The sequence below is a fragment of the Streptococcus danieliae genome, from assembly GCF_013415245.1.
Taxonomy (GTDB): Bacteria; Bacillota; Bacilli; order Lactobacillales; family Streptococcaceae; genus Streptococcus; species Streptococcus danieliae_A.
The window spans coordinates 1-511 of record NZ_JACBXX010000035.1 but is presented as its reverse complement, the minus strand read 5'-3'; the positions used below and the strand labels follow the sequence as shown (position 1 = coordinate 511).

Here is a 511-nt window from a genome sequence, read left to right as displayed (position 1 = left end):
AAAAATACGGTTGTGATAAGCAGAAAGTTGTTTATTTTTGAGAGCTGATTTTAATTCATTAATTTGATCTTGTGTGAATTCCATAATATCTATTATAATTCAGATTTTGATTTTTGTTAAGTATAAGGGCTGGTTTTGATATAGCTCGCTTTAAGACTGACTTTTGTGCCACTAGTTGATAGTGGTTACCCCAGCCAGATACTTTATCGGCTATCCATTTCGGAACACCTAGTTTCAGAAGTCCCCATAGTCGTCTCGATTTTTTCTTCCATTGCTTCCAGATAATGACTCGGATACGAGTTCGTAAACGCTCATCTATTTGCGTCAGTATCGTCTTCATATTACCAAGTGAGAAGTAATTTACCCAACCGCGGATAACCCAATTTAATCGTTCAATCCGTGTCGTTAGGTCAATGCTCCACTTCCTCGTCGTTAGTCGCTTCAGCTTGCGCTTAAAACTCTGTACACTATCTTGATGGGGACGGCATTTCCAGCCTTTCGGAGATTTCCA

At 39.1% G+C, this 511-nt stretch carries 1 protein-coding gene; it reads right to left on the bottom strand.

The annotated features are described in order from the left end of the window. Window positions 1-58: 58 nt before the first annotated feature. The coding region (locus tag HZY94_RS00705; protein WP_306538555.1) for a group II intron maturase-specific domain-containing protein at window positions 59-511 on the bottom strand (453 nt) is incomplete at its 5' end.